The 24,041-nt window shown below is 60.1% G+C and carries 25 protein-coding genes; 13 read left to right on the top strand and 12 right to left on the bottom strand.

What is annotated here, in order from left to right; all coding sequences use genetic code 11:
- Positions 1 to 57: 57 nt before the first annotated feature.
- Positions 58 to 261 (top strand): hypothetical protein, encoded by a 204-nt coding sequence (locus R2N16_RS15085; RefSeq protein ID WP_316666545.1) that lies wholly within the window; start codon positions 58 to 60, stop codon positions 259 to 261.
- A 115-nt stretch (positions 262 to 376) separates the two neighbouring features.
- Here R2N16_RS15085 and R2N16_RS15080 read toward each other — a convergent pair whose 3' ends face one another.
- Both R2N16_RS15080 and R2N16_RS15075 read right to left on the bottom strand, forming a co-directional pair.
- A complete protein-coding gene (locus R2N16_RS15080; protein WP_316666544.1) occupies positions 377 to 715 on the bottom strand; it encodes a hypothetical protein in 339 nt (112 codons plus the stop codon).
- Positions 716 to 735: 20 nt separating this feature from the next.
- Positions 736 to 1,047, bottom strand: coding sequence for a hypothetical protein (locus tag R2N16_RS15075; protein ID WP_316666543.1), 312 nt, complete (start codon positions 1,045 to 1,047; stop codon positions 736 to 738).
- A 159-nt stretch (positions 1,048 to 1,206) separates the two neighbouring features.
- On the opposite strand from R2N16_RS15075, the gene R2N16_RS15070 reads away from it, so the two are divergent.
- Positions 1,207 to 1,452: a helix-turn-helix domain-containing protein gene (locus tag R2N16_RS15070; RefSeq protein ID WP_316666542.1), complete on the top strand. Its 246-nt coding sequence runs from the start codon at positions 1,207 to 1,209 to the stop codon at positions 1,450 to 1,452.
- Between the two features lie 280 nt (positions 1,453 to 1,732).
- On the opposite strand, the gene R2N16_RS15065 is transcribed toward R2N16_RS15070, so the two are convergent.
- Positions 1,733 to 4,546 (bottom strand): tetratricopeptide repeat protein, encoded by a 2,814-nt coding sequence (locus R2N16_RS15065; RefSeq protein WP_316666541.1) that lies wholly within the window; start codon positions 4,544 to 4,546, stop codon positions 1,733 to 1,735.
- 490 nt (positions 4,547 to 5,036) lie between these two features.
- On the opposite strand from R2N16_RS15065, the gene R2N16_RS15060 reads away from it, so the two are divergent.
- Genes R2N16_RS15060 through R2N16_RS15050 form a run of 3 tightly spaced genes read left to right on the top strand, consistent with a single transcriptional unit; the run spans position 5,037 to position 10,398 of the window.
- Positions 5,037 to 5,885 carry a radical SAM protein gene (locus R2N16_RS15060; protein WP_316666540.1) on the top strand — a complete coding sequence of 283 codons (849 nt, stop codon included), beginning with the start codon at positions 5,037 to 5,039 and terminating at the stop codon, positions 5,883 to 5,885.
- Between the two features lie 32 nt (positions 5,886 to 5,917).
- Positions 5,918 to 6,277, top strand: a complete 360-nt coding sequence (locus R2N16_RS15055; RefSeq protein WP_316666539.1) for a DUF6375 family protein — start codon at positions 5,918 to 5,920, stop codon at positions 6,275 to 6,277.
- A 29-nt stretch (positions 6,278 to 6,306) separates the two neighbouring features.
- On the top strand, positions 6,307 to 10,398 hold the full coding sequence (locus R2N16_RS15050) for an NACHT domain-containing protein (RefSeq protein ID WP_316666538.1): 4,092 nt from the start codon (positions 6,307 to 6,309) through the stop codon (positions 10,396 to 10,398).
- 471 nt (positions 10,399 to 10,869) lie between these two features.
- Here R2N16_RS15050 and R2N16_RS15045 read toward each other — a convergent pair whose 3' ends face one another.
- Both R2N16_RS15045 and R2N16_RS15040 read right to left on the bottom strand, forming a co-directional pair.
- Positions 10,870 to 11,313, bottom strand: coding sequence for a hypothetical protein (locus tag R2N16_RS15045; RefSeq protein WP_316666537.1), 444 nt, complete (start codon positions 11,311 to 11,313; stop codon positions 10,870 to 10,872).
- Between the two features lie 12 nt (positions 11,314 to 11,325).
- Complete coding sequence (locus R2N16_RS15040) at positions 11,326 to 11,778, bottom strand: pyridoxamine 5'-phosphate oxidase family protein (protein WP_316666536.1); 453 nt, start codon at positions 11,776 to 11,778, stop codon at positions 11,326 to 11,328.
- 455 nt (positions 11,779 to 12,233) lie between these two features.
- Here R2N16_RS15040 and R2N16_RS15035 point away from each other — a divergent pair, with 455 nt between their 5' ends.
- Positions 12,234 to 12,551 carry a hypothetical protein gene (locus R2N16_RS15035; RefSeq protein ID WP_316666535.1) on the top strand — a complete coding sequence of 106 codons (318 nt, stop codon included), beginning with the start codon at positions 12,234 to 12,236 and terminating at the stop codon, positions 12,549 to 12,551.
- Between the two features lie 132 nt (positions 12,552 to 12,683).
- Here R2N16_RS15035 and R2N16_RS15030 read toward each other — a convergent pair whose 3' ends face one another.
- Complete coding sequence (locus tag R2N16_RS15030) at positions 12,684 to 12,809, bottom strand: type II toxin-antitoxin system HicB family antitoxin (protein WP_428984134.1); 126 nt, start codon at positions 12,807 to 12,809, stop codon at positions 12,684 to 12,686.
- 292 nt (positions 12,810 to 13,101) lie between these two features.
- Here R2N16_RS15030 and cydP point away from each other — a divergent pair, with 292 nt between their 5' ends.
- The 5 genes from cydP to R2N16_RS15005 are packed head-to-tail and all read left to right on the top strand — an operon-like array spanning position 13,102 to position 16,412.
- On the top strand, positions 13,102 to 13,281 hold the full coding sequence (gene cydP / locus R2N16_RS15025) for a cytochrome oxidase putative small subunit CydP (protein WP_316666534.1): 180 nt from the start codon (positions 13,102 to 13,104) through the stop codon (positions 13,279 to 13,281).
- A complete protein-coding gene (locus R2N16_RS15020; RefSeq protein ID WP_316666533.1) occupies positions 13,278 to 14,834 on the top strand; it encodes a cytochrome ubiquinol oxidase subunit I in 1,557 nt (518 codons plus the stop codon). Before cydP ends, R2N16_RS15020 begins: the two co-directional genes overlap by 4 nt.
- A gap of 10 nt (positions 14,835 to 14,844) precedes the next feature.
- On the top strand, positions 14,845 to 15,987 hold the full coding sequence (gene cydB, locus R2N16_RS15015; RefSeq protein ID WP_316666532.1) for a cytochrome d ubiquinol oxidase subunit II: 1,143 nt from the start codon (positions 14,845 to 14,847) through the stop codon (positions 15,985 to 15,987).
- A 21-nt stretch (positions 15,988 to 16,008) separates the two neighbouring features.
- Entirely contained in the window at positions 16,009 to 16,128 is a 120-nt protein-coding gene (gene cydX, locus R2N16_RS15010; RefSeq protein ID WP_316666531.1) for a cytochrome bd-I oxidase subunit CydX, read from the top strand.
- A gap of 11 nt (positions 16,129 to 16,139) precedes the next feature.
- Positions 16,140 to 16,412, top strand: a complete 273-nt coding sequence (locus R2N16_RS15005; protein WP_316666530.1) for a cyd operon YbgE family protein — start codon at positions 16,140 to 16,142, stop codon at positions 16,410 to 16,412.
- A 4-nt stretch (positions 16,413 to 16,416) separates the two neighbouring features.
- Here R2N16_RS15005 and R2N16_RS15000 read toward each other — a convergent pair whose 3' ends face one another.
- From R2N16_RS15000 to R2N16_RS14990, 3 genes are all read right to left on the bottom strand, one after another.
- Complete coding sequence (locus R2N16_RS15000; protein WP_316666529.1) at positions 16,417 to 17,037, bottom strand: DUF4126 domain-containing protein; 621 nt, start codon at positions 17,035 to 17,037, stop codon at positions 16,417 to 16,419.
- 78 nt (positions 17,038 to 17,115) lie between these two features.
- Positions 17,116 to 17,571 (bottom strand): YjjA family protein, encoded by a 456-nt coding sequence (locus tag R2N16_RS14995; protein WP_316666528.1) that lies wholly within the window; start codon positions 17,569 to 17,571, stop codon positions 17,116 to 17,118.
- 183 nt (positions 17,572 to 17,754) lie between these two features.
- Positions 17,755 to 17,958, bottom strand: a complete 204-nt coding sequence (locus tag R2N16_RS14990) for a cold-shock protein (RefSeq protein ID WP_004631953.1) — start codon at positions 17,956 to 17,958, stop codon at positions 17,755 to 17,757.
- A gap of 576 nt (positions 17,959 to 18,534) precedes the next feature.
- Between R2N16_RS14990 and clpS the strand changes: the two genes are divergently transcribed.
- Together clpS and clpA are read left to right on the top strand one after the other, a co-directional pair.
- Complete coding sequence (clpS, locus tag R2N16_RS14985; RefSeq protein ID WP_004631954.1) at positions 18,535 to 18,861, top strand: ATP-dependent Clp protease adapter ClpS; 327 nt, start codon at positions 18,535 to 18,537, stop codon at positions 18,859 to 18,861.
- Positions 18,858 to 21,146, top strand: coding sequence for an ATP-dependent Clp protease ATP-binding subunit ClpA (clpA, locus tag R2N16_RS14980; protein ID WP_316666527.1), 2,289 nt, complete (start codon positions 18,858 to 18,860; stop codon positions 21,144 to 21,146). Before clpS ends, clpA begins: the two co-directional genes overlap by 4 nt.
- A 117-nt stretch (positions 21,147 to 21,263) precedes the next feature.
- Here the strand turns inward: clpA and dut are convergent, their stop codons facing one another.
- Genes dut through coaBC form a run of 3 tightly spaced genes read right to left on the bottom strand, consistent with a single transcriptional unit; the run spans position 21,264 to position 23,955 of the window.
- Positions 21,264 to 21,710, bottom strand: coding sequence for a dUTP diphosphatase (gene dut / locus R2N16_RS14975; RefSeq protein ID WP_316666526.1), 447 nt, complete (start codon positions 21,708 to 21,710; stop codon positions 21,264 to 21,266).
- A complete protein-coding gene (locus R2N16_RS14970) occupies positions 21,707 to 22,753 on the bottom strand; it encodes an LLM class flavin-dependent oxidoreductase (RefSeq protein WP_316666525.1) in 1,047 nt (348 codons plus the stop codon). Before R2N16_RS14970 ends, dut begins: the two co-directional genes overlap by 4 nt.
- Positions 22,750 to 23,955: a bifunctional phosphopantothenoylcysteine decarboxylase/phosphopantothenate--cysteine ligase CoaBC gene (gene coaBC / locus R2N16_RS14965; protein ID WP_316666524.1), complete on the bottom strand. Its 1,206-nt coding sequence runs from the start codon at positions 23,953 to 23,955 to the stop codon at positions 22,750 to 22,752. Before coaBC ends, R2N16_RS14970 begins: the two co-directional genes overlap by 4 nt.
- Positions 23,956 to 24,041 lie beyond the last annotated feature (86 nt).

The raw sequence follows: 24,041 nt of genomic DNA, 5'->3' as shown, positions 1-24,041 counted from the left end.
ATAGAACTCAAAATTCGGTCGTTGTGCTTGAGTTCCGATTGGCTCAGCTCATGCGCAGTGTCCGAGGACGACCACACATGCCTCGCCGTCTCCTGGCCGGCCTTCATTGCCACCGAAGCTGTGAGCAATGCAGGCGAAGAGTACAGCGATGATGCCGAGCGTAATTTTTGGATAGCGATTCGAGAGCTGACTTGCGGCGCGACCTATGCGGTACAAGAGTGTCTTCATGGCTTCGCCTGGAAAGATGAGGTGGCCCGCTGACACGCCGCTCTACAGCAATTCGGAATCACTGTGTCCACGCGGGCGAACCGGTTATTTGGCGCCATACCGACGTCAGCGCAGCAAGTTTTGGCCATTGTGCACGCGAACAGCTTAGTCACGCTTTGTTGCCAAGCAGGCTCAGTGCAGACGTGATGACGGCCATGGCGTTGACGATCGCCCACGCACGACCAATGAAGAACATCGCCCTCCATTTGACGTTTGGGGCGCATCTCCAGATGGAGATGACGATCCAAACGCCGAAAACGAGGCTCAAGAGTATTCCGAAGTATAGGGCGGTAGTCTCTCCGGTCCGACTCGCATGTTCGGTCAAAGCCTTTCTTGTCAGTGTGAGTATTGTCGCAACAGGAAAATAGACCAGCCAAAACGCTTTCCATAGTTCCAGTTCGCCAGAAAAACAGCGGGCCAGAATGCTCTTTCCTTGGTTATTCTGCATGGTTTGTGGCTCCCCGAGAGTTACTTGGCGGCGCTGGCAGCGGCGGGAGCCAAGCAACGGAACTGCACTTCTGCCGAGGCGTATAAGCCGTAGCCGGAATCCTTGCCGGCGCTCCCCGTGGGTGACATCACGCGTCCTTGATCGGCGCAATATTTCGCTGCCTGCTGGAACATGCGTGCTTTGACTGCACTGGAAGAGAGGTCGGTGAAATTCCCAAGCCCGCCGATCATGTACATGTCGGGGCCGATCGGCACAACATCATCGGTGCCGGTAGCAGCACAGCCTAGCGGTGCCGTCGTCGCCAGCATGGGCAGCAAGATCTTGTTTCTCATGGTGTGCATTTGGGTCGGACTCGACTTGAGCCGGTGCATTGCCATCGTCGAACACGAGAGTTCGATCAGGCCCCCGCCCAACTGTCAGACATAATTTGAGTTGGTTTTTGGGTATCGTATCCAGTGGTATCGCCTCCGTCAAATGCAGACCATTTGGGGATGGCGAAACCCTCTCCGAAACACGCTGGTGATCCCGCGCTTGCCTCGATTGGCAAGACGGTGCGCGCTGCTCGGAAAGCGATTGGGTATTCGCAGGAACAGTTGGCACTCGCTACGGATATGGACCGCTCTTACATTGGCGGCATTGAGCGAGGCGAACACAATCTGACGGTTCTGAATTTGCTCCGAATAGCCAGTGTGCTTGGCATCTCGACGGGGGAGCTTCTCATCAAAGCTGGCGTGTGAGATAGGCTGATCCGACACTTTGCTTCCCCGATGTCTGCACCCTCGGTTTATCTTGTATTGTGCGCGGTGGTAAGACTTTGGGGGGGCGCCATGAGCGGGCACGAAGGAAATTCGCCGGACGCGTGGCTCAGACCGTTAGGAGACCGCCTCATCTAGCAAGAACGGTCACTTAAACCCCGGTGCGGGCATCGCGTCGGGCAGCACGAAGCTCTCTTCATGCCGCGTTGCAGATATCGGCGGAAGTTGCTGCCAAAGAAACGTCGTGACGCGAAGGTAGTGTTCAATCGGATAGGGCTTGGCGGGCTTTCAACGCTTCTATGCGCGCTGTCAATTGGCGTTCGTACTGGTCGTCGGTAGCCAAACGTCGAGCAGTTTCTAAGCTCTGCAGCGCGTCTGGTATCGAGCCACCCGCTTCGTAGCCCTGGCTCATCAGGTCGTAGTAGATCGCCAGTCTCGTTTTCCCCCTGGGATCCTTCCCGGCCGCATCGAGCGCACGCTTGGCAGTAGTCGATGCCGCTATGGTTTGATCGAGGGCTAGTTCCGCCTTGGCCTGCTGATAGAGCAGCCAGTGGTCCTTCGTGTCGTCGGGGATCTTTTTGGTAGCTTCTAATGCTGCTGTAGGATCATTGATGGCTAAGAAGGTCTTCGCGAGAACCCGGGCAACGAAGGGATCGCCTCCTGATGTGCTTGCCAATTCATCTGTGAATGCCCTCATAGTGCTCTCCAGTTTGCCGGCGAGCACTCGATTACCGCTTCGGGCGGCAACGATGGAGATGTTCGCAAGTGCCTCGCAGGCGTTCACCCATTGGCGTGGATGTACCGTGTTGGGAAATATGGCGAGCATGTCGGGAAAAATCTCGGCCACGGCAAGACAAGTCTCGCCGTGGCGATATCCGAACAGCGCGGTGAGCGCGAGAAAGGCTTCATAGAACTGGTCGAAGCCCTCCATTGCGGACAATGCGACCACGTCGCCGAATTGCTTAACGGCCGCAGCGTCTGCATTTATCTCGCTACTGACGTTTGTGTAAGATCGAAGTCGGCTCAGGGCCGCGAGTGATACACGTAGAGGAACGGCATAGACGTCTTTCTGGACGTCAGCAACGAGCCGGCGAATTGCAGCCTCGCCTTGCTTCTTAGCGTCGGCACTGGCGTCGGTCTGTGTTCCCAGGTGTGCAATTTGTCCGTACGTAGCTTGCCATTCGGGCCGTTCTTTGAGGAGCTGATCGAAGCACGCCAACGCGGCATCGATTTCACTGCAGCGACGTAGCGCCTTTCCTTGATGGTGAAGCATTTCTGCTCGGACGTCCGGGTCCTTGGCCTCTGCCGCTATCTTGCCGTAGTCGTCGGCGCAGGATTGATAGTGAGCGGCACGTGCCTCTTTATCGAGGTCATACGAGGCCGCCTCTCTGGCATCGACAATGCAGAGTAACTGCTCGATCGGCATGTCGGCATTGAGTTCGATGCCCTTTAAGCTGGCGATCAATTCCGCTCTTGAAGGCCTGTCGATCTGCAATAGGGAGTAGGTTAGCCAACCCGCTTGCTTTGCGTCCCAGCCGGCATCGTAGGCCGCCTGGAGCTGATCTTCCGATAGATGGATTTGTCTGAGCACGCTTGGCGTCATCTCACCACGCTTCTGATCGAGGTATCTCGTAATAGCCTGCGCCAGTTCATGATCCGCATGGGTCCCCGAGCGCGAGACTCGACAGATTAGATCGTGAACAGACAAAGTCGCAGTCGCCGCCGTCCGATTCAGGATGGCGAGAGACTGCAGCGAGGCGCGCGCATTTATCCCGATGAAGCCCCGGAGAAATTGCGAGTCGTACGTCGTGCACCCGCTGTTGGCGATCTTCTGCAGGGCCTGACGGTTTTCGGTGCTTAACCGACGCAGAACGCGTTCCATCACGTTACCACCGCCGTTCTCGTGAACGGTCTTCGGATCGTGGAGGATTTCTCGATAGAGATCGTCAGCAGGCACGTCATCAATCCTGGCCACTTCCCGTGTGACCGCAAGGATCAACGGGCAAAAGCGACAGGCGTCAACGAATTGCTTACAAGTTTCGCTGGCGGTGTCTTCGGCTTCCCCTAGGACTTGAAGGCCGATAGCCATAGACATCAGTGGCAGTTGCAAATGAATCGGGCTGCCGGGAACGCCGATTTGCGAGGTCACGAGAACGCGCCCTCCAAGCTCGAATCCTGTCCGGAGATCCGCAAAAGAATTAGGCGTTACCGCTCGACCTAGGTCATCGATGATCAGCAGAGTCTTGGTAGCATTGAACAAACCGGCGACGTTCATGGCCACGCCGCCGCGAGAACGCTTGATCGCTGTGAGCGGTGTGTCATCCGGCCAGTCGCTGCCCGAAATCCACAGATAGTTTCCGAACTGCGGCAAATCGGCACGGACGTAGTCGATCGCGGCTTGTGTCTTGCCAGATCCGCTGAGGCCGTGCACGACGCACACTTGAGCACCCGCCGCAAAGTGCTGTCGTATGGTATCAATGAAAGACTGCTCGGTCTGATGGTGGGCGCAAGCTGAGGGAACCCGCCCGTAGTACTCGTAGCGATCCAGATTTTGCGAGAAGTCAGGGAGATAGTGCCGATAGAAGTCAGCCGCCTGCGAATTGTCCAGAGATGACCGAAAGATAGCTTTCGCTAGCTCTCGCGCGTCGAGAAACTTCACACGCTTCCTGTTTTCCTCGCTAACTTTCGAGTTGTTGAAGTTGCCGCGAAAAGATGCTGGCTCCTCTTCGGACGAGACAAGATAGATTGTGGAGGGAGGGGTTGATCCGCTCTTCTCGATCGCGTGATTGATGTCTTTTTCGATCTTGTCGAATCGGTTCTCTTTCTTCCTGCCAGAACTGTCCTCGAAATAGTCTGACTCGGTACTGTACTCACCGACGATCGTGAAGTCCTGGGAGAACGTGTCGACGGTGTAGCCGACGGGCTTGTAGTCCTTGTTGATGCCATGGTGTACAAGCGTCTTGTTCTCGAGCGTCTCGATCACCTTATGTCCGACCAGTTCTAGGCTAACTGGATCAAGGTTGGCCAGTTCGTCGATCAAGTCCCTGACGACTCGCTTCTTAATAAGTTCGGACATCTCGTTCTCTCTCCGTCGATTTGGTCGCGTGTTGAGCTTCGATACTAACCCGCACCCGTGTCGCGACGTGGGATTCGCGAGGAGTCTCAAGAACGGATGTTCATTGGGTTGATGCTGAACGGCCGCTGCGGCCGATGCGCGATCCTGGATCGGCGGTCTGAAACATCCGTTCCGCTCCAGTATGCCTACCGAAAGCGTTTTTCCAGTAAGACGCGGCCCCGGCCCTTAGCATCTGTTGCTCCTTCGGCCAGTCTTTCACGTCTCAATAAGGCGGATGACACTACAATTTGTGTGCGGAGTACGGGTGGCATCTTTTGGAAGTCGCCTGCAGCGGCTGATCTCCCGAAGGGGGGCTGTGCCATGCGAGCCGCATACTAAGCGGACTCGTTAGAGTCCGACCGGCGTTGATAAAGAAGCTCGAAGGAAAAACGTGAAGTCTAGGCGAGGGCCGGACGGCCTGCATATATTTGACCGGACGAACGGTTTCAACGTGTTGTTCGACGAAGTCCGGATACCTCGTGAACGTTGGTCTGAGGCGCCACGGCAAGTCTCCATTGCGCTCACTAACCTTTGCGACCTGCAATGTTCCTATTGCTATGCTCCCAAATTCCGTGCAGCTCTTGATGCTCAGTTTGTTCAGCGCTGGTTGATGGAGCTTGATGCAGCAGGTTGTCTCGGTGTTGGTTTTGGAGGCGGAGAGCCCACGCTGCATCCGGCCTTTGCCGAGATTTGCAGGACTGCAACTCGCGATACCGGGCTGGCGATCACCTTCACGACTCATGGCCACCGACTCGTGCCTCGACTTCTGGACAAGCTCGTCGGCAGCGTTCACTTCATTCGGGTCAGCGTCGATGGGGTCGGGTGCACCTATGAAAGGCTGCGCGGACGACCATTTCAAAATCTGTTGGCGCGGCTGCATGAGGCTCGTCAGCTTGCGCCGATTGGCATCAACCTCGTAGTCAATGCGGATACGGTCGGTGAGTTGGATGCCGTGGCGGCATTGGCCGAGGAGGTCGATGCGTCAGAGTTACTGCTGCTGCCGCAGCAGGCGACGCGATCCGTCAGCGCGATTGATGTCTCGGTGCAGCGGAAACTCGAGTCATGGCTCGACATCGCCAAACCAAAAGTGCGTTTGGCAATCAGTGAGGCAGGGGCCGCCCAGGGAATGCCGACGTGTGACCCGTTGCCAAAAGAGAAAGGATTACGGTCGTACGCTCATATCGATGCGTCCGGGTACGTAAGATCTAGCTCATACGCCAGGGAAGGAATCGCGGTCTGTGACAAAGGGGTTATGGTTGCAATCGGCCGCCTTCGTGCGGCGACAGGAGATATCAATTGAAAATCTGGACGAGCTACGGTTCGGAACATTCTATGAACCTCGTGCTTATTGGGCGATTCAAGCACGCGCGAGATGCGGAGCAAGTTGAGGACCTCATTGGAAAGCTTACCGAGCAAGCTATTAAGGACGAGACCTACAGTGTCTCTCATGCGGATCCTGACGAGCAGAGATTTTCCGATGACATGCGGAAGATGCTTTGGGATTTGAAGGTCTACACGCTCGGCCCAGTCGAAATCGAACAGTTCGCCTTCGACCACAACCTTGAGCGGAAGGAGGCGACGATTACAGTCAGGACCGACGAAGCAGACGTGTCGGCGTTTATCAAGCTGTTCGTTGAGGCGGGAGCGCGCGTCGAGGTCTTCTCCGCGCATCACCAAAGTCCAGAAGAATAAGTCGGCCACGACAAGGCAAGAGGATTCAGATGGTTGCAGTGAATTGGGACGTGTTTTCCCAGCTTCCGGGGTCTGCAGAGACCAATTTCGAGAAGCTTGCTCGTGCGCTGATCCGTCGACACTATGGGCAGTACGGTGACTTCAAGGAACAAGCGAACCAAGCGGGTGTGGAGTTTCATCTGAAACTACACACCGCATGCCCACTTGGCAGTCCCGGGCGATGGTTCGGGTGGCAATGCAAGTGGTACACCGTTCAAAGCGGCACTGCGATCGGAAGCACCCGGCGAGCGAAAATCATCGAAGGTTTGGATAAGAGCGCGAAGACGCTGCCGGGCCTGACTGACTGGGTCCTCTGGACGCGCCATAAATTGACGAGAGGCGATCAGGACTGGTTTTATGGTCTGCAACCTCAATATCCAAACTTCAAACTGGCGCTTGCAACGTCCGACGACATCGCCGAACTTCTGGTCGGCCCTGCCGCAATTCTAAGAGAAGCATACTTCGGCGAACTTGTTCTGACACCTGAGGGCTTAGCCCAACAGCATGCACTTGCGGTAGCGCCGGTGAAACGGAAGTTCCAGCCGGAGGTCCATCAGGTCGCCTCGGTTGAAACTACGTTGCGGCGATATCTTGGTGGCCAGGAGGCCTGGGACATCCTTTCGACACTGGCGGACGATCTTAAGTCCGGCGCGAGTGCGATCGAGAGCCAGATCACTGGCCTGCCGACCGGGCTGCATGCGCAGGCATCGATGTTGGTCGAGAGTAGCAGGTCGACTGCGGACGCCCTCGAGGGTTTGCATCGATCGCTGGCTGTGGGCGATCTGCCGGCAATCCGGCAGCTTCTTGTCTCCAGTGTTCTATCGCCAGACATCCATCGCAAGACGCTCGCGAGATTACGTAGTGCTCGATCACCAGCTGCGCTCATTGGCGCTAACGTTCTAGCTGATCTTTATGCCGCCCGGTACCGACTTTCAGAGCTGAAAGAGTCGGTTGCGGCAGAATCCATTGCTGTTCTGGCCGCTGCCGGTTACGGGAAATCGGAATTGGCCATCAAGCTGACCCTTCCAGAGCACGACTTTCCTGGTGGCGTGCTCGTGCTCGGCAATGCGCTACACGCTGCCCAGACGCTTGATAACCTGGCCCAGCGCTTCAATATTTCCGGACACGCTGTGCCGACGTTCGAGCAACTGCTTGAAGCAGTCGATGCCGCAGGCCAGCGTGCGGGACGCCGAATCCCGATTGTCTTTGATGGTCTGAACGAAAGCGAGGACCCAAGAGATTGGAAGGGTCTGCTGGCTTCAGCACAACTTATGCTGCAGCGCTTTCCATACGTGCTGTTGGTCGTTACCCTTCGAACGGAATTCGCCGGCGATTGCATCCCGGATGACTTCGAACGAGTCGAACTTGAAGGGTTCGCAAACAGGCCGACGGCCCGAGACGATTATTTTGCTTTTTATAAGATTGATGCAACGGACGCCGACTTGCCCTTGGAGCAGTTGGACCACCCACTAACCCTTCGCATGTTCTGCGAAGTCGCTAACCCGACTCGGCAGCACATAGTGGGCGTCGAAGCGCTGCCCAACTCGCTGACGACACTGTTTAGCCGGTACTTCGATGCCGTAGCCATGCGCATAGCCGCAGCATCCCCAAGCTCGAAAAGAATTTACCGGGAAGACGTGCGCGAGGCGCTTGTGCTGGTCGGTGAGTTGCTTTGGAAGGAGAACAGTCGCGACATTGATTTCCGAGAGTTGCGCTCTGGTTTGAAGGATCGGGGCGGCTGGGATGTAAGCTTGGTGCGAAGCCTTGAATCCGAAGGCATTCTCATGCGCGTTGAATATCAAAGTTCGCGCCAGCGCATTGCGGTGGTCTACGATTTGATGGCGGGCCAATTGATTGCAGAGCATCTTCTGCAGGCCGAGCGCATCGAGTCGTGGTTGAAAGAATCCGCCAACGCAGTCAGGTTCGACCCAAAAAAGAAGGAAGCGCGGCATCCACTTGCGTTCGATACTCTGAGCGCACTGGTGGATTTGTTTCCTTCGAGAGTGCAACGCCAGCAGCTCTGGCAGGTCGCAGCGGAGCCATTGGTTTTGTTTGCGCTCTACCTAAGCGCCTTTGCCGACCCTGCGCATATCAATCGTGAGACGGTCAATGAATTGGCGGCGCAGGCGAGCGTAAGGCCCAAATTTGCGCGAGCTTTATTCCCGCGACTCCGATCGACGCGGGCTGCACTGGCCCATCCGCTCGACGCGCATTTTCTCGATGATCTGCTTCGTCGGATGTCCCCCGCTCAACGGGACTTGTCTTGGTCAGAATGGCTTCTTGAGAGCGAGGACAGGGTCGAACAGGATATCGAGTCGTTGCGGGTTCGTTGGGAGGAAGGGAAAACTGACCCGCGGGAGATCGTTCGTGCTCGGTGGGTGATGTGGACTTTGACCACGACGAATCGATACCTTCGGGATGTTGCAACCCGCGCGCTGCGCGCACTTGCACTGCAACAGCCTGCTGAGTTTTTTGGCTTGATGGTCGAGTCTCTGACTATCCCGGACCCATATGTGCCAGAGCGGATGTGTGCTGCCGGTTATGGGGCAGCGCTTTCTGCATGGTCCGACGGCGAATCCTCTCCGATGGCGGAAGCGCTGCCGGTTGTTGCCAGAGCTCTTCTGGATGGCATGTTCGTTCCCTCTGCGCCATCACCGACGCGCCACGTTCTTTTGCGTCAATATTGCCTCGGAATTATTGCGCTAGCTCGGATTATTGTCCCGACATGTATATCCGAAGCCGAAGCGCAATGCCTACGCGCTCCGTTCGCTCAGCTCCCGAATCCCTTTGCCGGTCCAAGCTCCTTCACAGAAAAGCAGATTGCAGATGCGGACGAAGAAGCAATCGGGATGGACTTCGGAAACTACACCATCGGTACGCTTGTGCCTGATCGGCACAACTACGACTTTGAGAACGCTGACTACCAAGCAACCCGTCGAGCCATCGTGGAGCGGATGCTCCAGCTTGGCTATGAGCCGTCCGCCTACAAGGAAGCTGATTCGTCGAGGGGAGGAGGCGGTAGCCGGTCAAGGGGCGAAAGACGAAAGATTGATCGCTACGGGAAGAAGTACGGCTGGATTGCGTACTTTGAGATGTGGGGGTGGCGCTTGGACAACGGGCTTCTGGATAGTTGGAGAAGCGAGGAGCGGCCGTCGGATGCTGACCTTGACCCGTCCTTTCCAGGGCCGGTCCTAACATGGGAGCCTGCTCGGCCTAATCTCTTCGACGCAGGTCCTGATGAGATGGTTGCCTGGATTCGGGAGGGACCGACACCGGATTATGGCTCGCTATTGCATCCGTCTGAGGTCGCCGGCGTAAAGGGCGATTGGGTGATGATTGACGGCTTCATCGACGAAACGGCGACGAACAACTATCGCAATATCTTTACATTTGTCCGTGCAATCTTGGTGAAGTGTGATGACGTCGAGCAAGCTTCGCAAATGTTCGAGGCGATGGAGTATCCAGGAAACAACGCCATACCGGGAGCACGGCAGCACTACTACACCTATGCCGGTGAGATGCCGTTTGGAGGTCCGCCGGAAGCACTAGTTGCTGCGCCTGGCATGGGGAAGGGTTTTGGTCGAGTCGAGATGTCGCATCCAAAAGATCGTAACTTGGTTGTGAGCGCTGAGTTGCCTGTTCACGAGTACGGGTGGGAGAGCTATCACAGCGACCTAAACACAGCGAGCGGCGCGCTGCTGCCGAGTCCGAATCTATGTCAAGCAGTCGGCTTGAGGTACTCACCTGGCTTGTGGGACATGCATGATCCAAATGGGGTGGCTTCGATATATCGAAAACTAGAGGCCAAGAGCAGGACTCTCAGCGGGCACGTGACGTATCTGCGAGCCGACCTGTTGCGCAAGTATCTCCAGGAGACTGGCCAAGTTCTCATTTGGATGATGTGGGGTGAACGTGGCCAGCACTATCGTGGGCACATGAGTAGCGGACGTGACCTGCATGACGCGTTCGCTACTCGAGAGCACATTCACAAGAGGTGGGGAGTCTGGGGCTATACCGATGCAAGTGCTACTAAGCGTGCAAAGCGGAGGGTCCGCGTAAAGCGCGGCGCATCCGCCGTTTGATTAGGCGCGCGCGAAAATGAAGAGTCCAGATGTGCTCCGTAGCCGTGCGTGCTGAGTCGGCTTTCAGGTTGTAATACGTCACAACGTTCCGAGGATTCCGAATCTCTAAAGTAGGCTGTTAGAGGCCTTGGTGGCGAGATCGAGGGGAGTAGCCCACCTATCACGAGGGCTCGTGACACGTGCTACGCGACATCGTCAAACGATGGCGTAAGCGTACCGGCAAGCGGCTGGAATTGGCGAGGTGGCCAAGGTGAGCATGGGGATAAGTGGGCCAGCCGCGCGGCAGTGAGTGTAAATCGGAGTGTTTTTTGAGGTCAGAAGGCAAACGTGCGTTGCAACAAAAGGATTTGTGGTCGATTTGCACAGAATGATCGAGCATGTCGCTCGCGGCGCCGGCCGCGATGGATATGAAAAACCCCGGCAGCTTCGGCTGGCCGGGGTTTTTTTGTCTGCCGAGAAGGAGGTGCTTGACTACCTGCTGGACTGAATTTGCCGATTGCTGGCCTGCAGGAAGGGGAAGCTGGCAAAGCAAAGTTGAGACGCGAGCCCGATCGCCCGAGCCATGGACCAGAAGCCAGCAAAGTACTCCGCCACAGTCCTATTGAAGAAAAGCATGGAGGTTGCCAGTTCAGCAAGCATCAAGACGGCAAAGGCGATCGCCCCCATCAGCAACGCTCCGCCAGGATCGCTCAGCAAGCCGTGTTTGCTTGCGGTCCATCTTGATATCTTCCAGCTCACGGCAAGCATGAGCGGCGCTTCCAGCAATACGGCGATCGCGTCTCCCAATCGCGGGGCAAGCAGCAGGACACGGATCGCTCCCAAGGCAAAGCCGATCGCAAAAACAATCAATGCATAGACGCAGCCAGCTTTGGCGCACGCTGCCAACCTGACCCGCCGACAAGCGCTCCGCGTCATGGTGTTCCGTGCTCAGCAAGCGACAAGATCGGTATGCCCGAAGCCCTTCGAATAGTCGAGTACGGAAATCACCGTCGGTGTGACGCGGAATATCCGGACTTCCTCGGGGGACGGCATCGGCATTGGCAGGGCAACTTGTTCTGGATACTTGAGCGGAAGCATGCGCAAGACCTTTTCCGCCTCGGCGCGGTCGGTCACCGGATGCGCGTGCGCCGCCATGGACAAGCCAGCAATTGCCATCAAATCAGAAGTGTCGTGATCGATCGTAAGCGACACCCGATCATCTCGTGCCAGATTGGTTGCCTTTTGACTTTCCAGGCCGCAGAGGAAGTAGAGCGTAAGCCCCTCGTTCACATAGCCTACGGTCGTAGCCTGTGGCCAGCCGTCCGGTCTTAGCGTGGCGATCGTCATGATCCGGTGCTGATCCAACAATCCCAGAATCTGTTTTTTGATCTGCTCATTCATGGGCTGCTCCTCAAATTCAGGACAGCCCCAGCATCGACCACTGTGTGATCCGCTGCTTGATGTGGATCAATGGCGGACCACGACTGACTTCGTCGCGATTCTTCCTATCCAACAACAGGTGCGAGCCTGAGGGCGAGCCCAGGCAAGTCCCGGCACCGATGCTGCAACATCGGCACCAGCAGGCCTTCAGGCGGCGCCTGGCTCGCCCATAGAGAGTTCGCGTTGTGTTTTGGATGCTGGCACTGAAAGCGGTGGCGCTGAGTGTAATGACCGTGCTTCGTCGGAGCAGGGTTACAACCATAAAACTCAATCGTCCTAAGTCCGGCGCGAATGCTGCTCGGTGTGCCCTGCGGGACGACTAGACTATGGGGAAGGGCTGTGGGCCCGGCAACGTCGCCGAGCGCTCCCGCAGAGCCCGGCCTACACTGAAAACGCATTCAGTATGTGAGGACATCATGCCCGAGACCGGCCCAAAGAGCACTTTTCGCGGGCTACCGTTGACTCCCGAACAAGATGCTGAGATTCGTCACTACATAAAGCTCAAGACGCACCGCGGCCAGCCATGGGACACGCCCGAATTGGATGCGATGCTGAGAGATATGCTGGAGCCTCCTCTGGGTGAGCAAGAGGAGTCCGACGAACTCGTGACGGAAGAGAAAGGCGAAATAGAGCGCGCAGCCTCCTCTATTGACGAGGCAATGGAGCCGATCGAGGCCAGCGAAGAACGGAACGCCGCGAAAGAATCCGAGGCCATGAAAAAGCCGCAGCACTAAAGCATGCCGGCTTGTGAACGCCACCCGCCGCTGGCGGGTCAGTGTCGCTTGTGGGAAGGTCAAGCGCTGTTGTGCCCGCAGTGAAAACCCCGGCAGCTTCGACAGCGGCGGGGATTCTGTTGATGGCCGGTGTTATGCGCGCCCCATCTCATGCGGTGCAGCAAGCACCAGTAACGCCGAACGCGTCATGCGGCGCGCTTTTGCGATGGCATCAATCTGCTGCATGAGCCGATCCGGCAGACCGATGTTCAGACGCACCGCCTTCGATCCAAATCTTGGTCAGAGCGATGTCGACAAACAGCCAGAAGCCGTCGTCGTCCTGGCTGAACATCTTGCGTAGCCGTTAGTGTCATGTGTGTGTGGGGGAATGTCGTGGTCGCTGTCCTCATACATCGGCTCTCCGGCTTTCTGCCCGCTGCGTTCCGGTTCTGACCCAACGGGACGGCGATATGTCACGGATTCTGCGTGGAAATTACCGTTTGTCAGTCACTTCAGCGCTGACTAGACTGGTCCTTATGTGACTTCTTGGCCGCCCTTGCATCACTCGCCCGTGAGCCCCAACGATCGCCGACTCGTCCGCCATCTGCTCGTCGTCGTCGCCATCAAGCTGGCGGTGTTGAGCGCGCTATGGTGGGTGTTCGTGCGAGACCACCGGGTGCCGGTCGATGCCGAGCGGGCCGCCGATCGCCTGGTCGTGACACCGTCAGCAGCGCAGGGAGGGCAACCGTGATTTCCGAGCATCTCGTCGATCTGTCCCGGCTGCAGTTTGCAGCCACGGCGCTGTATCACTTCCTGTTCGTGCCGCTCACGCTGGGCATGGTCTGGCTGCTGGTCATCATGGAAAGCGTCTACGTGATGACCAACAAGGTCATCTGGAAAGACATGACGCGCTTCTGGGGCAAGCTGTTCGGCATCAACTTTGCGCTGGGTGTGACGACGGGCATCACGCTCGAATTCCAGTTCGGCACCAACTGGGCGTACTACTCGCACTACGTGGGCGACATCTTCGGCGCGCCGCTGGCCATTGAAGGGTTGATGGCGTTCTTCCTGGAATCCACCTTCATCGGTCTGTTCTTCTTCGGGTGGGACCGCCTTTCCAGGACGCAGCATCTGCTGGTGACGACGCTCATGGCGGTGGGCACCAATCTTTCCGCGCTGTGGATCCTGATCGCCAACGGCTGGATGCAGAACCCGGTGGGCGCCGAATTCAACTGGCAGACCATGCGCATGGAGATGTCGGACTTCTGGGCGGTGGTGTTCAACCCCGTGGCGCAGGCCAAGTTCGTGCACACCGTGTCGGCCGGTTACGTGACGGGCGCGATGTTCGTGCTGTCGATCTCGAGTTGGTACCTGCTGCGTGGCCGCGATGTGGAATTCGCGCGGCGCAGTTTTCGCGTGGCGGCGGCGTTTGGCCTGGCCAGCGTGTGCTCGGTGATCGTGCTGGGTGATGAATCCGGCTACACCGTGGGTGAAGCGCAGCAAACCAAGATGGCCGCCATCGAGGCCATGTGGGAAACCGAGCCGGCGCCGGCCAGCTTCACCATGATTGCGTCGATCAACCAGCGGGAGCAGAAGAACGACTGGGCGGTGGAGATTCCGTGGGTCATGGGGCTGATCGGCACGCGCTCGGTGTCCAAGCAGATTCCGGGCATCCATGAGATCAAGACGCGCAATCGCGGCCGAATCATGAGCGGCATCGAGGCCGTGGCCGCGCTGGAGACGGTGCGCCAGCACCCCGGCGATGCGGCGGCGCTCCAGACCCTGCAGATCCATCAGCAAGACCTGGGCTTCGGCCTGCTGCTCAAGAAGTACGTGACCGACGTGCGGCAAGCCACGCCCGAGATCATCGACAAGGCTGTCGACGACACCGTGCCGCGCGTGTGGCCGATGTTCTGGGGCTTCCGCGTGATGGTCGGGTTGGGCTTCCTGATGTTGGCGCTGTTTGGCCTTGCGTTCTGGAGCACGCTGCGCCCGCAGCGCAAGGCCCCAGCCTGGCTGCTGCGTTGGGCGCTGTGGATGCTGCCCGCTCCGTGGATTGCGGCGGAACTGGGCTGGGTGGTTGCCGAGTACGGCCGCCAGCCATGGACGATCTACGGTGTGCTGCCCACGCATCTGAGCGTCTCGACCCTCAGCGAGGCGAGTCTCTATGGTTCGCTGGCCGGCTTTATCGGCTTCTACACGCTGCTCCTGATCGTCGAGATGTACCTGATGATCAAGTTCGCACGCCAGGGGCCGGGCAGTCTGGGCACCGGCCGCTACGATTTCGAGGCCGCCCACGCCTGAGGAGCACGCCATGTTCGACTATCCAACCCTCAAGGTCATCTGGTGGCTGCTCATCGGCGCGCTGTTGATCGGTTTCGCCATCATGGACGGGCACGACATGGGCGTCGGCACGCTGCTGCCGTTCGTCGGCAAGACAGACGACGAGCGGCGCGTGGCCATCAACACGATCGGCCCGCACTGGGACGGCAACCAGGTGTGGTTCATCACCGGGGGCGGTGCCATCTTTGCGGCGTGGCCACTGGTGTATGCCACGGCATTCAGCGGGTTCTACTGGGCCATGCTCGCCGTGCTGTGGGCGCTGTTCTTCAGGCCGGTCGGCTTTGACTACCGCAGCAAGATTCACAATGCCACGTGGCGCAAAGCGTGGGACGTGGGGCTCTTCATCGGGGGGGCGGTGCCGCCGCTCATCTTTGGCGTGGCGTTCGGCAACCTGCTGCAGGGCGTGCCGTTCCACTTCGACCACTTCATGGTCGTCACCTACAGCGGCAGCTTCTGGCAGCTGCTGAACCCGTTTGCGTTGCTGACCGGCGTGGTATCGAGCGCGATGATCACCATGCAAGGCGGCATCTACCTCGTCCACCGCACGGAGGGCGCGATCCAGCAGCGCGCCGCGAACGCCGCCACGGGCGCGGCCGTGGTGGCGGTATTGGCCTTCGTTGCGGCGGGTGTGTGGCTGCGCTGGGGCGGTATCGAAGGGTATGCCATCACCTCGGCCATCGACCACGCCGGTGTTTCCAACCCGATGGCCAAGACAGTCGCGCGCACCGCAGACGCCTGGTGGCGCAACTATCGTGCGCAGCCGCTGCTGTGGGTGCTGCCGCTGCTGGGCGTGGCCGGGCCGCTGCTTGCGGTGGCGCTGGCGCGGGCGGGGCGAACGCTTGTCGCGTTCATGCTGTCCTCGCTCGGGCTGGTCGGAATCATTACCACGGCCGGGGCATCGATGTTCCCGTTCGTGCTGCCGTCGTCCAGCACGCCCGCCGCCAGCCTGACGGTGTGGGACAGCGTTTCCAGCCACTTCACGCTCGGTCTGATGTTCTGGGTGGCGATCATCTTCACGCCCATCATCATTGCCTACACAAGCTGGTGCTACCGCGTGATGCGCGGCAAGGTGACGGTCGAGCACATCCGCGCCAACGAGCACTCGGCTTACTAACCACAGCAGGAGAACACGTCCATGTGGTACTTCAGTTGGGTCTTGGGAGTCGGCTTCGCAGTGCTGTTGGCCGTCCTCAACGCAATGTGGGGTGAGGTGAGCGACGACCGGGCCGCGAATGCGAACCCGGACCGCGAGTAAGCCGAGCGAACGTGAACGCCACCGACAAGCCGCACGTCCACGTGGCCAGCCTGGCAGCCGGATTGCTCGTCATGGCGGTGGGCACGGTGTATCCGTACATCCTCGCCAATCGCGACGGGCATGCCGACCATGGTCTCGCCATGCTGCTGTTCTGGGCGATGAGTGCGGGGCTGGTGCGGGGTGTGGGGTTTGTTCCACGCCACAAGGTGTGGCGCGTGCTGTTTTCCGGATGGGCGTGCGCGCTGGCCCTGACGCTGTTTGGGCTGCTGCGCGCCTTTGGATAGCGCCTTAGCGCGGCAGCCGCGTCGTGCCGGCCGGTGGAGGCTCAGACGAACGCCCGCGCAGCGCATCGCGCAGGCGCCGCACGCCGCGCCACAGCTTGGGCAGCAGCCACACCGACACCAACAGCAGCAGCGCCAGCACCACCAGAAACGCGATCGGCAGGAAAAACGCCATCAACAAACCACCGCTGGCGGCCACGTCTTCACTGAACGACGCCACCCAGTTCGAGAACGGTTCCGGCGACGTGTTGATCAGCGCCCGCGTGCCCGCCTTGGTGGCATGTGCCGTGCCGGCCAGCGTCCCGCCAATCAATCCCGCTGCCACTATCCATTGCGGATCGAGTTGCCCGAATGCAGCCGCGGCTAGAATCGCGCCCGCCGGCACGCGGATGAAGGTCTGGATGCCATCCCACACGGAGTCGAAACCGGGAATCTTGTCGGCGAGGAATTCGGCCACGGCCAGCACGCCGGCCAAGCCGATCACCCACCACGACTCCAGCATCTGCAGGCCCGGCGGCAAATGCAGCCAACCCGTGCGGCCGAGCACGCCGGCGGCAAATACGGCCAGGTAGAGGCGGAATCCGCTGGTCCAGGACAGACCGGCGGCCAGCGCGGCAGTTTCCAGCATGCGGCTCCTTGGCGCGGAGAGGACGGGCGAACGGCCAGTCGATATTGCAGTGTAGTGCGCGCTCGCCTGCGCCGCGGCTTAAAGCAGCGATTTGCCCTGCGACAGGATCTTGTCGCAAGCCTGCTTGGTGATCTGCGACTTGATGCTGCCCAGATCGAATTTGTTGCCATCCGAGGCGGTCAGGATGCCCTTTGTGCCATCGGTGTAACCAGGGTTGGATGCGGGTGTGCCGCCCAGCTTGCTGAGCAGCTTGTCCTTGATCGAGGCCGCGTCGGTGGCACCGCCCAGGTAGTTGTTCTTCATGCAGAACTCCAGCACGCCAGCCACATTGCCGGCGCTGCCTGACGTCAATGACCCGAGTGACGGGACGCCGCCCAGGCTGCCGATGCTGCCAAGGCTACCTGTGCCGCCCTGGTTGTTGCCCTGAGTGGCACCTTTGATGAGTTCTCCGAGCTGGGCATGGGCGGCACCAGGAAGCAGCGCGGCAATCAGGAGCGTTGCCGTGGCGGCGGTTCGGGTCAGATGGTGTTTCATGCGGGGGGCTCCTCGAAATGACGGGGGGTCACCACACCGTAGTGCACAACCCGGCGAAATGACCTGTTGCGCGGTGAGTATCTCGTCATTGTCTTGCGTCTCGGCAACAAAAAACCCGGCATGTCGCCGGGTTTTTTGCAATTGGGCACCGTCGCCATCAGGCGGGGCGCCGCACAACGCCAATCAGGCAGCCTGGATGTTGGTGGCCTGCTTGCCCTTCGGGCCTTGCGTCACTTCGAACGAGACGCGCTGATTTTCCTTGAGCGTCTTGAAGCCAGCCATTTGGATGGCCGAGAAATGCGCGAACAGCTCTTCACCGCCTTCGTCAGGCGAGATGAAACCGAAACCCTTGGCGTCGTTAAACCATTTGACCGTACCGAGTGCCATGAAAACCCCTCCGTTAAAACACAAGTCCGAGCCGGGAGGGTGTGCCTGTCGGGGCAGTGCAGAGCGGTACCGCGCAGTCATCGCCCGGTCGCCGGCCTGCGGGGCACGACGAATGGCGCGGGTGGAACCGCGCCGCAAGCGATCGGTCTTCTTGTGGCAAACACCACAGCCTGAAGCGGTTGTCGATCTGTTGTCGACTGGTGTGAGGCCTCCCGGGCTCACCATTCATGCGGCTCGCTGCCAACGGTTTGCGGGGCAGTAGGGCGCACATGCTGCATTCGATTGTTCGAGGAATGTAAGAGACTGTCAAGGCTACAAAGGGTGGGTTTGTGGCGAAAATCGGTCAGTTTCGGAAGAGGAATTGCTCGAAAACCGGCCAATCGCCTCCAAGTACGGAAAACGATTGGCATCTCGGGCGCGGAGCTTGCGCCGGTTCCGGCCAGCGTGCAGGCGGTAAAACCCTTCGCCCCGGAGGGCTGACGGACGCACGCGGCGTGGGCCAAACCGTTTGTAGACCTTGAAGTCGGTGTTATTTCCCCAAATTGCGAACTCGAAAGGAGTGGTTAGAATAAGACCATGGCAATCCGGCAAGCGACCACTCCACAACACGATGCAGGCACCGTCCTGGAGCGGAAAGAGCAAGCGCTCAAACCGCCCGCGATGTACAAGGTGCTGCTGCTCAACGACGACTACACCCCGATGGAATTCGTCGTGATGATTCTTCAGCAATACTTCAGCAAAGACCGGGAGACAGCGACACAAATCATGCTGACGGTGCATCGGGAAGGTAAGGGCGTGTGCGGTCTCTATACCCGGGATATCGCCGCGACGAAAGTGGAATTGGTGTCAACCCATGCACGGCAAGCGGGCCACCCGCTGCAGTGCGTGATGGAGGAAGCATGATCGCGCAAGAACTGGAAGTCAGCCTGCACATGGCGTTTGTTGAAGCCCGCCAGGCTCGCCACGAATTCATTACGGTGGAGCATCTGCTGCTTGCGCTGCTGGACAACCCGACGGCTGCGGAGGTGCTGCGCGCCTGTGCCGCCAATATCGAAGACCTCCGCACGCATCTGAAGAACTTCATCGCCGACAACACTCCGGTGGTACCCGGTACGGACGAGGTCGACACGCAGCCGACACTCGGCTTCCAGCGCGTGATCCAGCGCGCCATCATGCACGTGCAGTCCACGTCCAACGGCAAGAAGGAAGTGACGGGCGCGAACGTGCTGGTCGCCATCTTCGGCGAGAAGGATTCGCACGCGGTGTACTACCTCCAGCAACAGGGCGTGACCCGGCTGGACGTCGTCAACTTCATCAGCCACGGTATCCGCAAGGACCAGGCTGAGCCCGCCAAGCAAGGCGAGGGCAACCCCGAAGGCGAAGGCGGCGACGGCAAGGAAAGCCCGCTCGAGCAATTCACCCAGAACCTGAACGCGCTGGCCAAAGCCGGCAAGATCGATCCGCTGATCGGCCGCGAGCAGGAAGTCGAGCGCGTGGTGCAGGTGCTGTGCCGTCGGCGCAAGAACAACCCGCTGCTGGTGGGCGAGGCCGGTGTCGGCAAGACGGCCATCGCCGAGGGTTTGGCATGGCGCATTACCAAGGGCGAAGTGCCGGATATCCTCGCGAAGTCCGTCGTCTATTCGCTCGACATGGGTGCGCTGCTGGCCGGCACCAAGTACCGCGGTGATTTCGAACAACGTCTGAAGGGCGTGCTGAAGTCGCTCAAGGACAACCCGAACGCGATCCTGTTCATCGACGAAATCCACACGCTGATCGGCGCAGGCGCAGCTTCGGGCGGCACGCTGGACGCGAGCAACCTGCTCAAGCCCGCGCTGTCGTCGGGTGCGCTCAAGTGCATCGGTGCGACCACGTTTACGGAATATCGCGGCATTTTCGAGAAAGACGCAGCGCTGTCCCGCCGATTCCAGAAGATCGACGTGGTGGAGCCGACGGTCGACCAGACCGTGCAGATTCTGCGAGGCCTGAAGTCGCGCTTTGAAGAGCACCACGGTGTGAAGTACGCGTCGTCGGCGTTGACCGCGGCGGCTGAACTGTCGGCACGCTTCATCACCGACCGCCATTTGCCGGACAAGGCGATCGACGTGATCGACGAAGCCGGCGCGGCGCAACGCATCCTGCCGAAGTCGAAGCAGAAGAAGACGATCGGCAAGGGTGAGATTGAGGACATCGTCTCGCGCATTGCCCGCGTTCCGCCGCAAAGCGTGTCGCAGGATGATCGCAGCAAGCTGCAGACGCTGGAGCGCGACCTGAAGTCGGTCGTGTTCGGGCAGGACCCGGCCATCGATGCGCTCGCTTCGGCAATCAAGATGTCGCGTGCAGGCCTGGGCAAGACGGACAAGCCGATCGGCTCGTTCCTGTTCAGCGGCCCGACGGGCGTGGGCAAGACGGAAGTCGCCAAGCAGCTCGCGTTTATCCTGGGCATCGAGTTGATCCGCTTCGATATGTCGGAGTACATGGAGCGCCACGCGGTGAGCCGGCTGATCGGCGCGCCTCCGGGCTACGTGGGCTTCGATCAGGGCGGTCTGCTGACGGAAGCCGTGACCAAGAAGCCCCACTGCGTGCTGCTGCTGGACGAGATCGAGAAGGCGCACCCCGACATCTTCAACATCCTGCTGCAGGTGATGGACCACGGCGCACTGACGGACAACAACGGCCGCAAGGCGGATTTCCGCAACGTGATCATCATCATGACGACCAATGCGGGCGCCGAGACGATGAACAAGGCGACCATCGGTTTCACCACGACGCGCGAACAGGGCGACGAGATGGCCGACATCAAGCGCATGTTCACGCCGGAGTTCCGCAACCGTCTGGATGCGACCATCAGCTTCCGCTCGCTGGATGAGGAAATCATCATGCGCGTGGTCGACAAGTTCCTCATGCAGCTGGAAGAGCAACTGCACGAGAAGAAGGTGGATGCCATCTTCACCGAGAAGCTGCGTCGCTTCCTGGCGAAGAAGGGCTTCGACCCGCTGATGGGTGCACGCCCGATGCAGCGCTTGATTCAAGACCTGATCCGCAAGGCGTTGGCCGACGAACTGTTGTTCGGCACGCTGGTCAACGGCGGCAAGGTGACCGTGGACCTGGACGATGCCGACGCGGTGAAGCTGGAGTTCTCCGAGAACGAAGCGCCGCCGGCACCGGCGCCGGAGGAAGCGGAAGCCTGACGATCCTGCTGCGCCCTACGGATGGTGAACAAGTCCTCACGCTGATGCAGGACTTGGCGATCGCCAAAGAAAAACAGCCCGGAAATCCCGGGCTGTTTTTTTATCTCTGACGGCTGCTCAGTGGCGCCCAGTGCTGCCAAAACCACCGGCGCCGCGCTCGCTTTCGGCAAAGTCGTCGACGATGTTCAGTTCGGCTTGTACCACCGGCACGATCACGAGCTGCGCAAGGCGCTCCATCGGATTGAGCACGAACGCCGTGCTGCCACGGTTCCACGTGCTCACCATCAACTGGCCTTGATAGTCCGAGTCGATGAGGCCCACCAGGTTGCCGAGCACGATGCCGTGCTTGTGGCCCATGCCCGAGCGCGGCAGGATCAGCGCGGCATAGCCAGGGTCGGCCAGGTGGATCGCCATGCCGGTGGGGATCAGGTGCGTGGCGCCCGGCTCAATGGTGAGCGGGGCGTCGATGCACGCGCGCAGGTCGAGGCCGGCGCTGCCGGTGGTGGCGTACTGCGGAAGCTGTTCGTGCAGGCGGGCGTCGAGGATCTTGACGTCGAGTTTCATGCGGGGCAGGCCGAAGAGGTTGCGGAAGCCGGAGATGGTAGCGCAAACGCCTCGGCCAGCAGTTCGTACGAGCGAAGGCGCGCCTTGTAGCTCGGTGCGACGGTCAGCACGATCAGTTCGTCGGCGACGAAGCGGTCCTTGAGCGCGTGCATCTGCTCGGCCACCGATTCCGGTGTGCCGATGATGCTGCGCGCCCGCTCGCGCATGACGATGCCCTGGTCGCGCTCGGTGTAGACGTGGGCTTCGCCTTGCTCGACGGTCGGGATCGGGCCGTTCACCCCAAGCGCCATCTGCACGCGGCGCAAGTCGACCGCGGCTTCGTAGCGGCGCGCTTCGGCCTCGGTATCCGCCGCGATCACGAAGACGGCGGCGGCGCTATACGGGCGCGCATCGTAGCCGGGTTCGAAATCCGTGCGGTATTGCTGCGCGACGATATGGCCGACGTGCGGGTTGATGAAGTGTGCGAACGCGAAGCGGATGCCCAGGCGCGCTGCCAGCGCACCGCCAAAATCGCTGGAGCCCAGCATCCACAACTCGGGCTTGGTGTCGATCTCAGGTTGCAGCAGAACGCCGGCTGCCGGGTGGTCCGCCGGCAGCGTGCCCGTCAGGTGCCAGATCAGTTCCTGCACCTGCTGCGGGAAGATGTCGCCACGGTTGTAGTCGCCCATGGCCACGGCCTGCGCGGTGCGCATGTCGCCGCCGGGCGCCCGACCGACGCCCAGGTCGATGCGGTTCGGGAACAGCGCCTCCAACAGGCGGAACTGCTCGGCCAGCTTGAACGGGCTGTAATAGGGCAGCATCACGCCGCCGGAGCCCACGCGCAGGTGCTTCGTGGCGCTCGCCACGCGGGCGATCATCACTTCCGGTGCGGGGTTGCTGACGCCGCGCAGGCCGTGGTGCTCGGCGCACCAGTAGCGCGTGTAGCCGAGCGAATCCGTGAGTTGCGCCAAGTCAACCGTCGCGGCGATCGCGTCGCGCGCGCTGTGCCCATAGATGACGGGGCTCTGGTCCAGGACCGACAGGCGGATCGGCGCAACACTCATGATCGTGCTCCATGCATGCGGTCGGCGATGGCGGCGACGATCTGGCGCGCGAGCGTCAGTTTGTCGGCGCGCGGCAGGCGCGTGATGCCCTTTGCATCGAAGAGCGCGACTTCGTTGTCGTCGCGGCCGAAGGTCTGATGGCCGAGATTGCCGACCAGCAACGGAATGCCCTTCTTCTGGCGCTTGGCCTCGCCGAACTCTTCCAGGCGTTCGGTTTCGGCCGCAAAGCCGACGCAGAACGGTGCATCCGCGCGGCGTGCCACAGCGGCGAGGATGTCCGGGTTCTGCGTGAACGTGAGTGTGGGTACGTCGGCGTCGTTCTGCTTCTTGAGCTTCTGCTCTGCGGCTTGCGCCACGCGCCAATCGGCCACTGCGGCCACAGCGATGAAGACGTCGTTCTTCGCGGCGTCCAGTTCGTGCATGACGGCGTCGTGCATCTGCTGGGCGGTTTGCACATCGATGCGCAGCACGCCTGCGGGCGTGTCCTGATGGCACGGCCCCGCGACCAGCGTGACTGCCGCGCCGGCTTGCGATGCGGCTCGCGCCAGCGCAAAGCCCATCTTGCCGCTGGACAGGTTCGTGATCCCGCGCACGGGATCGATTGGCTCGAAGGTCGGGCCGGCCGTCAGCAGCACACGATGGCCGCGCAGCAGCTTGGGCTGGAAGAAACCGACGAGCTGCTCGACGATGTCTTCCGGCTCGAGCATGCGGCCGTCACCGACTTCGCCGCAGGCCTGGTCGCCGGCATCGGGGCCGAGCAGGGTGACGTCATCGGCGCGCAGTTGTGCGGCATTGCGTTGCGTGGCGGGCGCGGCCCACATCTGCCGGTTCATCGCGGGTGCCACGAGCAGCGGGCAATCGCGCGCGATGCACAGCGTGGAGAGCAGATCGTCGGCCATGCCGTGCGCGAGCTTGGCGAGGAAATCGGTGGAGGCCGGCGCGATGACGATGGCATCGGCCTCGCGCGACAGGTCGATGTGCGGCATGTTGTTGCCGATGCGGCCGTCCCACTGTGACGTGAAGACCGGGCGACCGGAAAGCGCCTGCATTGTCACCGGCGTGATGAAGTGCGCGGCGGCCTCGGTCATCACCACCTGCACGGTCGCGCCGGCCTTGGTCAAGAGCCGCACCAGCTCGGCCGACTTGTAGCACGCGATGCCGCCAGTCAGGCCGAGGACGAAATGTTTGCCTTGCAGTTCCATAACAACCCGCTTGGGAATCCGATTGACGCAATGTGCGCAGGCAGGATACAACCCGGTGCCCGGGCTTCCCTGCTGAACAGTGGCGA

The organism is Ralstonia psammae (assembly GCF_958405935.1).
GTDB lineage: Bacteria > Pseudomonadota > Gammaproteobacteria > Burkholderiales > Burkholderiaceae > Ralstonia > Ralstonia psammae.
Note: the sequence above shows the minus strand (reverse complement) of the source record. Positions and strands in the feature narration are given on the sequence as shown.

Excerpts from the sequence above, each read along its gene's own strand:
- R2N16_RS14990 (WP_004631953.1), bottom strand. The coding sequence starts at position 17,958 with ATGGCACTCGGTACGGTCAAATGGTTTAACGACGCCAAGGGTTTCGGT.
- R2N16_RS15045 (WP_316666537.1), bottom strand. The coding sequence starts at position 11,313 with ATGACGCGGAGCGCTTGTCGGCGGGTCAGGTTGGCAGCGTGCGCCAAA.
- cydX (WP_316666531.1), top strand. The coding sequence starts at position 16,009 with ATGTGGTACTTCAGTTGGGTCTTGGGAGTCGGCTTCGCAGTGCTGTTG.
- clpS (WP_004631954.1), top strand. The coding sequence starts at position 18,535 with ATGGCAATCCGGCAAGCGACCACTCCACAACACGATGCAGGCACCGTC.
- clpA (WP_316666527.1), top strand. The coding sequence starts at position 18,858 with ATGATCGCGCAAGAACTGGAAGTCAGCCTGCACATGGCGTTTGTTGAA.
- dut (WP_316666526.1), bottom strand. The coding sequence starts at position 21,710 with ATGAAACTCGACGTCAAGATCCTCGACGCCCGCCTGCACGAACAGCTT.
- R2N16_RS14970 (WP_316666525.1), bottom strand. The coding sequence starts at position 22,753 with ATGAGTGTTGCGCCGATCCGCCTGTCGGTCCTGGACCAGAGCCCCGTC.
- R2N16_RS15070 (WP_316666542.1), top strand. The coding sequence starts at position 1,207 with ATGGCGAAACCCTCTCCGAAACACGCTGGTGATCCCGCGCTTGCCTCG.
- R2N16_RS15000 (WP_316666529.1), bottom strand. The coding sequence starts at position 17,037 with ATGCTGGAAACTGCCGCGCTGGCCGCCGGTCTGTCCTGGACCAGCGGA.
- R2N16_RS15050 (WP_316666538.1), top strand. The coding sequence starts at position 6,307 with ATGGTTGCAGTGAATTGGGACGTGTTTTCCCAGCTTCCGGGGTCTGCA.
- R2N16_RS15065 (WP_316666541.1), bottom strand. The coding sequence starts at position 4,546 with ATGTCCGAACTTATTAAGAAGCGAGTCGTCAGGGACTTGATCGACGAA.
- R2N16_RS15035 (WP_316666535.1), top strand. The coding sequence starts at position 12,234 with ATGCCCGAGACCGGCCCAAAGAGCACTTTTCGCGGGCTACCGTTGACT.
- R2N16_RS15075 (WP_316666543.1), bottom strand. The coding sequence starts at position 1,047 with ATGAGAAACAAGATCTTGCTGCCCATGCTGGCGACGACGGCACCGCTA.
- R2N16_RS15055 (WP_316666539.1), top strand. The coding sequence starts at position 5,918 with ATGAACCTCGTGCTTATTGGGCGATTCAAGCACGCGCGAGATGCGGAG.
- cydB (WP_316666532.1), top strand. The coding sequence starts at position 14,845 with ATGTTCGACTATCCAACCCTCAAGGTCATCTGGTGGCTGCTCATCGGC.
- coaBC (WP_316666524.1), bottom strand. The coding sequence starts at position 23,955 with ATGGAACTGCAAGGCAAACATTTCGTCCTCGGCCTGACTGGCGGCATC.
- R2N16_RS15080 (WP_316666544.1), bottom strand. The coding sequence starts at position 715 with ATGCAGAATAACCAAGGAAAGAGCATTCTGGCCCGCTGTTTTTCTGGC.
- R2N16_RS14995 (WP_316666528.1), bottom strand. The coding sequence starts at position 17,571 with ATGAAACACCATCTGACCCGAACCGCCGCCACGGCAACGCTCCTGATT.
- R2N16_RS15040 (WP_316666536.1), bottom strand. The coding sequence starts at position 11,778 with ATGAATGAGCAGATCAAAAAACAGATTCTGGGATTGTTGGATCAGCAC.